Source organism: Microbulbifer sp. JSM ZJ756, from assembly GCF_044383805.1.
GTDB classification, from domain to species: Bacteria; Pseudomonadota; Gammaproteobacteria; order Pseudomonadales; family Cellvibrionaceae; genus Microbulbifer; species Microbulbifer zhoushanensis.
Genome location: NZ_JBISER010000011.1, coordinates 161,917 through 168,719, shown reverse-complemented (window position 1 = coordinate 168,719; position 6,803 = coordinate 161,917). Strand labels below are relative to the sequence as shown.

The 6,803-nt window shown below is 51.8% G+C and carries 4 protein-coding genes; 1 reads left to right on the top strand and 3 read right to left on the bottom strand.

Going from position 1 to position 6,803, the window contains the following annotated elements:
• Positions 1-172 precede the first annotated feature (172 nt).
• Both ACH6CX_RS16865 and ACH6CX_RS16860 read right to left on the bottom strand, forming a co-directional pair.
• Positions 173-472: a hypothetical protein gene (locus ACH6CX_RS16865; RefSeq protein ID WP_396675991.1), complete on the bottom strand. Its 300-nt coding sequence runs from the start codon at positions 470-472 to the stop codon at positions 173-175.
• Positions 473-604: 132 nt separating this feature from the next.
• A complete protein-coding gene (locus tag ACH6CX_RS16860; RefSeq protein ID WP_233006510.1) occupies positions 605-1,639 on the bottom strand; it encodes an AraC family transcriptional regulator in 1,035 nt (344 codons plus the stop codon).
• 318 nt (positions 1,640-1,957) lie between these two features.
• On the opposite strand from ACH6CX_RS16860, the gene ACH6CX_RS16855 reads away from it, so the two are divergent.
• Positions 1,958-3,817, top strand: a complete 1,860-nt coding sequence (locus ACH6CX_RS16855; RefSeq protein WP_396675989.1) for a hypothetical protein — start codon at positions 1,958-1,960, stop codon at positions 3,815-3,817.
• 1,029 nt (positions 3,818-4,846) lie between these two features.
• Here ACH6CX_RS16855 and parE read toward each other — a convergent pair.
• Positions 4,847-6,736 (bottom strand): DNA topoisomerase IV subunit B, encoded by a 1,890-nt coding sequence (parE, locus tag ACH6CX_RS16850; protein ID WP_233006513.1) that lies wholly within the window; start codon positions 6,734-6,736, stop codon positions 4,847-4,849.
• Positions 6,737-6,803 lie beyond the last annotated feature (67 nt).

Here is a 6,803-nt window from a genome sequence, read left to right as displayed (position 1 = left end):
CCGGAAAGTCGCGCTGACGGCGAGCATGCGGAAGATGATTGTAGTGCTAAATGCGATGGTGAGGGATGGGACTTACTGGGGAGAGTGCGATGTCAAGCAGGCTGCTTGACATCACAGTCGCTTGTTAGGGCCCCCACCGCGGGGAGTCAGGCCCGGTAGCGGGCCCGGCAGTTCAGGAAAGCGCTGCAAGTCTTGTGCGCAAGTAGTTGATATCAAATGCCATCAGGGACTTCTTGAAGCCCAGCGCTGGCTTTTCAACCAGGTTCCAGGAAGCATAGGCCAACCCGAAAACCAGAGGGGTAGCAACGAGTGTATGTGTATAGGGATTCAGTCCCGGGAAGAACTGCGCAATTATTTGCTGGACGGGCCAAGCATAAATATAAACACCATACGAGACATCACCCAAGGAGTTATCAATATTTATATGTTTCACGCCATAGGCCAGAAAGAAAATAGCGTAAGCGAAAAACACGGGGAATACGTATGCAAACCATGCCTCGCCGAAAGAAGCGTATATGATTATGTCAAATTTTCAGACAACTATAGTATGCATGCCTTCCTTTTCTCCACCCACCCACTTCTACGTGTAAAAAAATATAAATATCTAGTCCGATGAGAGGGGAGCTTCTTTTGATTTAGATTTCATATAATCCTCGACTTTCCCGCCAGTCCACCGCCTGAATGCTTTCGAGAAAGAACTTGCGTCTGAATACCCGAGCATTTCAGCAACATAGGAGGAACTGGAATAACCAAGGTCCAGGATTTTCTGGGTCTCACTCAACAAGAAAAGATCCTTTAACATAGAAAAGGATGTATCTTCGGACTGTAACTTTCTCTTTAGTGTGGCAACACTTAAGTTTAGCTCTTGAGATACAGCATCAACTCTAGCCATGGCTGGGTGCTTATAACCCTCAAGAATTCTGAGAACTCTGTCACTATAGGTCTTGTGATTCAAGGATTCCAGGGATCGATTTGCAATATTTGTAAAGAGCTCAAAAAGATCCTTTTGCGGGTTATGCACAGGAAGATCCAACACCCTGGCTGAAATGACGAAATAGTCTTCAGCTTGAGAGCCATACACTGGACAGCGAAAGTAGTCGGAATATAAATCTTCAAGGCCCTCTATATCGCGAGAGAACCCTACGCGAATAATCCCTATATCTTCGGAGTAAAGATTGTTTGTCAGGAAGTTAGCGATCTTAGCAAACTGCGAAAATAGCTTGAGAAATACGTGGTGCCAGTCAAACTCTACATCCAGTTTTTTTGCAGAAAGAGAAACCTTTACTTCCGACCCATTAATGACTGATGTCAAAAGAAAGCAATCCGACATCAGCCTGTCGTACATCACTGCACTTTTCAAGGCAAGACCGAGATTTTCTGAGTGCATCGAAATTAGCCCAGGCACACCAAGGTCAGATATGTGTACATGCTCTCCAATCTTGCAGGGCAACAGCGGGTCACCACTATTGGCCATCAGCTTTTTCCAGATACCAATGTAATCAAAAATTGAAACATACCCCGGACGAACCTCCCGTATCTTGTAGGAGCCGATAAAGCTGGCGTAGGTATGGTTCTGATCAATTCGATTGGCGCTTCTAATCAATGCTTCCACTTTGATCCGGGAAATAACGTTATCCATTTATTGACCTATGAGATCCATTTCACATTTATAGCCACCTCTAAAGTACGCATTTTAATGTGTCCACTGAAATCACAAAGCTCCACCCTTGTCATATCGGCTCATTATCGCTGTCATAAAGGATAAATGTCGTCTAGATCACAAGTCGGCATCCCCTGGCCACTTAGAGTGCATTCCTGCTTAGTAATTTTCAGCCCTGCACGAAACTAGGCAATTGTTGCCAGGTCCTTTCCTGGGTGGCAACTATCACTTAGATGGTGAAACCACAATCTAATACTTTCATTCAGTTTGGACTTTTGACCCCATAAAGAGAAGGATATGAATATTAAAATTTTAATTATCCTTTGTTCGCTTCTACTTGTAGCGTGTAAAGATGACGCGAAGCGGGAGGTCGACGAGCCTGCCCCTGTAGCCTCCGAGGACGAGACCCCTTCAGAAGACGAGACCCCTTCAGAGGAGGAGCCCCCTTCAGAGGATGTAGTTGACGAGGAGGTAGTTGACGAGGCCGATGGCACAGCCCCTCCATCCAGTGACATTCCCCCAGAAGTAGATGTCACTACTAACTCCGAAGAATTTTGGCTGAATTTCGACTGTGGGGAAAATTGCCAGAGTGCCAATCTGAGCTCGGACTTCAGCAAGTCGACATATGCCCAGACTGAGCTGTCCATGAAGCCTTCAAGTTTGGACTCGATTGTTGTGACCCAGGTCAGCAGTGAGGAAGTCATCTCAAATATCGAGACTAGATACCTTGCAAATGACATCCGGGTTGAACCCCTCGGCAATGGACTGATATCGATTACTAACAATACATCAAGGCGCTTTTCATCCATTCTTGTCATGCATACGACGAATGCTGGATCTGCTCCGCTGAAGATTGTATTTGATAGCACGCTGAATGGCTTCTCCAGTACAACTTACTCCGGTGTTCCAGACGGCAATCTGCAGTATGTAGAAACCGCGCCAATGCTTAATCTCGACATTTCTTATAGGGGAAAGGTTGCAAGTTGTGATGAGCCGAGAACTGGAGATACCGCTTGGCACTGCTTGCGGCATCCAACTCCAGCAGAAGCGGATACCCTGAAGGCTCTTTCGGCAAATATTAAATGGTTTATGAACACCTATCACTTCACAGAGGCTCTCGACGCTTTCGCTTTCGGGGGGGAATATATGGGATATTCGGTAGGACGCCCCTGCAACGAATGGGAGGGGTGCGTAGCCACCCGTTCCCCCAGCGAATCCATCATGTATTACCTCTTTAGCCTGGCTTCCAGTGGCCAACGGTCGGATATATCGACAATGGAGGTCTATAAGAAAGGATGGGTAGGCTTAGGCGGTGGAAAGACCCCGAGCCAGTTTTGGGGGACGGGTCGCTCCGGCTTTTTGAGCTTGCGATATCTTGACAGCCTGACCAAGGGTAACTATAGAACCTATATGCACGAACTTGGCCATTCATTAGGTTTCAGCCATAAAACTGGATTTACTTATGGCTTCCCACACTACGCCACGGATCATGTCGTTGACCTGCTTGGTTTCACCCAAACCGTGGAGAGCGTACCACCTGAGGTAATTCTTACAAAAGGCTGGCGCGATGGTAATTTATACGTGAAGGTCTACTCTTCTGACGATCCCACCGATGGAAAAATGAAGCTCCAGGGCCTCAGCCTGACAGCCTTCGACGCGACAGCGTACGTATCTGAAGATGGTAGCACCATAAAGATCGAATTTTCAGAGCCACCCAAGCAGCGCCTCCTTGTTCGAGTATTTTCTGGAGAATCTGATCTAGTAATGACTAAGGATGTTGCACCAGGGATGCTGATTTTGGATCATAGATCCACTGAAGACTTGCTGGTTATAAACGATAACACCTTCAACGAAATCATTGCGAAAGAAAGTTTACTGAGATCTAGAATTGAAAAGTCTCCTCGTAAGCTCAATACGCTTTGCACTGGGCTATTTCGCCAGGGTGATAGCTTGGTCATTCCCAGTGCAGACATGTTGACAATGCTATCAGGGGATTCCTATTATCACGACAACTTCAAGGGTGAACCCTTCTACTCCAAGGGAGGTGCAGACAATAGCACCCCCGGTACGTTTAATTTCGAGACTCTGGTTTTTGCTCACGCTCCAAATCGGGAACCGCTTGCCACTATTAACCTGGGCTGTAAGACCTCAAATTAAGAAAGAGCTCCTCACAGGATAAGTAACCACTAAAAGCCCCCGCATGGGGGCTTTTTTCATTCAGGAAAGAATTTTTATGTTTTGGCCTACAAGTCCCGGACACCGGCCTAGGTGGTAGAGTTGCACCTTGCACAAAGCTGTTCAATGAGAAGACAGCAGCGATCCTTCTCTACGCAGTTCATGCTAGATGCCGTGCGTTTGGTCGTGGATCAGGGGTGCTCATTATCCGGGGCGGCCCACTCTTCGGGTAACTTGCCGCAGGGGCTGCCGGTCTGAAGCTCCGCTGACTTGCAACCAGCCCGGCCTTCCAATGTACAAGGAGCCAACGGTAGAGCGACCAGATATCCCAAACACGCTTGACGCCAATTCAAAGTGGAAAAGCGGAACCAGGTTTGGCGTGGTGATATTACCTACATCCTGGGCGACTCAGCTGGTTCTGCCCTGCTATGATTTGCGAGCCTTATCCTCGTCGCAGGGGCTGGCCGGGGGAGCTAAGAGTATCCAGATTAAGCACTCACAGCAGAGGCACTGGAAGTCACTTGGAGCAGTGATGCAAACCGAATAGTCTCATGTTCCACCAGGATCAGGTCGGACAGTATAGTCGCTGCGTATTCCGGCTGAGATTATGGTGCCACAGGATGACACAGGGTATGAGTCGCCCCTGGAACTAATAGGATAATGCTCCGATGGAAAGGCTGTTCCACAGATTAAACAGCGAGAGGGTACCGCCTGTCGGCTACGACGCCATAGCTGACGCAAGCTATGGCATCAACCATTATCTGATGACCTACTACAATTGGGAGTAACCCCATGAGCACAACCATGGGGTAACGCCTGCAAAAGCGCAAATTGGGCCGCCGCGAGAACTTTTGTGTACACTCACAGATTCAATACTGGCGAGCCAGTTTTATACGCCCCGCGATTTTGACAAGTTTATCCTATAAATTATTTTATAAACTCATGATAAATGTAGATGGATTTGCCAGATTTCAGCGGGGCGTATTTATGACCTTTTGGTAAAATCGCCACTCAGCTCACGACCTCGGCCAGGTTCCCCTTGCTTTCCAGCCACTGCTTACGGTCTCCCGCACGCTTCTTGGCCAGCAGCATATCCATCACCTGGTTGCTGTCATCACCGTCTTCCACATAGAGCTGCACCAGGCGGCGGGTATCCGGGTCCATGGTGGTTTCACGCAATTGCAACGGGTTCATTTCCCCCAGGCCCTTGAACCGGGTTACCTGCACCTTGCCCTTTTTCTTTTCGGCGCTGATGCGATCGAGAATGCCCTGCTTCTCCGCCTCGTCCAGTGCGTAATAGGTATCCTTGCCGATATCGACCCGGTAGAGCGGCGGCATGGCGACAAATACATGGCCGTTCTTTACCAGCGGGCGGAAGTGGCGCAGGAACAGGGCGCAGAGTAGTGTGGCGATGTGCAGGCCATCCGAGTCAGCGTCCGCCAGGATACAGATCTTGTTGTAGCGCAGGCCGTCCAGGTTGTCGCTGCTGGGGTCCACCCCCAGGGCCACGGCAATATCGTGTACTTCCTGGTTGGAAAAGATCTCCCCGGAGTCCACCTCCCAGGTATTCAGGATCTTCCCGCGCAGCGGCATGATGGCCTGGAAGTCGCGGTCGCGGGCCTGCTTGGCGGATCCACCGGCGGAGTCGCCCTCCACCAGGAACAGTTCGGAGCGGCTGGTATCACCACTGGCACAGTCCGCCAGCTTGCCGGGCAGTGCCGGCCCCTGGGTGACTTTCTTGCGTGCCACTTTCTTGGCCGAACGCAGTCGCTTCTGGGCATTGCCGATGCACAACTCCGCCAGCCGGTCGCCCTCTTCGGTATGCTGGTTCAGCCACAGGCTGAAGGCATCCTTGGCCACGCCGGAAACAAACGCGGTGGCCTCGCGCGAGGACAACCGCTCCTTGGTCTGGCCGGAGAACTGTGGATCCGCCAGTTTGGCGGACAACACATACGAGCACTGCGCCCAGATATCCTCGGGCCCCAGCTTGACTCCGCGCGGCACCAGGTTACGGATCTCGCAGTACTCGCGCATCGCTTCCAGCAGGCCGGAGCGCAGGCCGTTCACATGTGTGCCGCCCTGGGCAGTGGGAATCAGGTTGACGTACGACTCGGCGGTGACCTCGCCGCCCTCGGGCAACCACTGCACCGCCCAGTCTGCGGCTTCGGTGGAGGCACTGAAGCTGCCCACGAATGGCTCTGCCGGCAGTACTTCCCAGCCCTGGTTGGCGGCCGCCAGGTAATCCTTGAGGCCGTCCTCGTAAAACCACTGGTCCGACTCGCCATCCTGCTCGTTGATAAAGACCACGGTCAGGCCCGGGCATAGCACTGCCTTGGCGCGCAGCAGGTGGCGCAGGCGCGGCACCGAGAACTTCGGGGAGTCAAAATACTGCGGGTCCGGCATAAAGCGCAGGCTGGTACCGGTGGTGCGCTTGCCACAGGTGCCGATCACCTCCAGGTCCGAGGCCTTGTTGCCGTTCTGGAAGCCCATCCTGTGTACCTGCCCATCTCGCTGGATGGTGATCTCCAGGACTTTGGAAAGAGCGTTCACCACCGACACGCCCACACCGTGCAGGCCACCGGAGAACTGGTAATTCTTGTTGGAGAACTTGCCACCGGCATGGAGCGTGGAGAGGATGACCTCAACACCGGGGCGGCCCTGCTCCGGATGGATATCCACCGGCATGCCGCGCCCGTCGTCGCTGACGGACAGGGAGTTATCCTTGTGCAGGACCACTTCGATTTTCTTCGCATGCCCGGCCAGCGCCTCATCGACGCTGTTATCGATCACTTCCTGGGCCAGGTGGTTGGGGCGTGTGGTATCGGTATACATCCCCGGGCGCTTGCGCACCGGGTCCAGCCCCGTGAGTACCTCGATATCTTCTGCGGAATACTTGGCCATATTTTTATTGGTTACTCGTTAACAACTATTGTCCCGTAGGAGCGGCCGCGAGCCGCAGCCGGCAATC